Source organism: Candidatus Nitrosarchaeum limnium BG20 (assembly GCF_000241145.1).
GTDB lineage: Archaea > Thermoproteota > Nitrososphaeria > Nitrososphaerales > Nitrosopumilaceae > Nitrosarchaeum > Nitrosarchaeum limnae.
Window position 1 is genome coordinate 1 of sequence record NZ_AHJG01000152.1, and the last position, 875, is coordinate 875.

General features: G+C 36.0%; 1 protein-coding gene and 1 pseudogene. Both read right to left on the reverse strand.

Going from position 1 to position 875, the window contains the following annotated elements; genetic code table 11:
* Positions 1-503: cupredoxin domain-containing protein (locus BG20_RS04790; RefSeq protein WP_010191581.1), on the reverse strand; the 503-nt coding region annotated here is incomplete at its 3' end.
* Between the two features lie 147 nt (positions 504-650).
* A pseudogene (locus tag BG20_RS04795) lies at positions 651-875 on the reverse strand (methylase); the annotation flags it as partial.

Sequence of the window (875 nt, forward strand, 5' to 3'; positions counted from 1 at the left end):
GTGTCTTCAAACCCATTGACAGTTTCCGGATCAGTTGGGCATTTATCAACAGAGTCAGAAATTCCATCACCATCAGTATCTTTTGGTGGAATCTGTTTCTCTTCAACAAATATGGTTCCTTTCATCCATGGATGAACCGTACAATGGTATGGAAATTCACCTACATCTGTTGGTACCCACTCATATGAACTTCCGGCACTAATTAGACCAGAATCAAATATTCCCAACATCCCATCTGTCGTAATATCTGCTGTGAACGTATGTTCAACAGCATCTATGTTAGAAAATATCACTTTCCCCCCAATGGGTATAATTGCTTTTTTTGGAATGTAACACCCATCTGTAGTCTCTTCACATCCAGATGTGCCTGAATCAATTGCTGGAACTATAATTACTTCTAATGGATTTTGTTCAGCTTTGGAATCTACAGATACTCCCTGTGCAAATGCATGATTGATGAAAATTACACTTACTAGAACAACCAGTACAAGTACAATCTTCATAGAATCCACATAATAATTAGGAACTTAAGGATTTACGAAAACAGAGTCTATCATCTTCTAAATCTACTCAATACTTGTGAACGTTTCAATACTTTCTTTTCATGCAAGTCATATTCACATACAATTTTTCCCATTTATCAAAGCCAGTCAAGACTTGCCAGTAATGATACAACAACACCCAAACGTATGATATTCCAGTGTAACATCAAGGCCGTTTTCCTTCATGGCACTAGTGTAATTAGAAACCCAATTACTGGATTCAATTAGTTTTGGTAACTCTAAAAATGCTTTTCTCCAGCTTGGAATAAAATTTCCCAAAAATTGTAACACTCCAAAATACCAATTCCACAAAATCTGCATTTGTTTACTTTT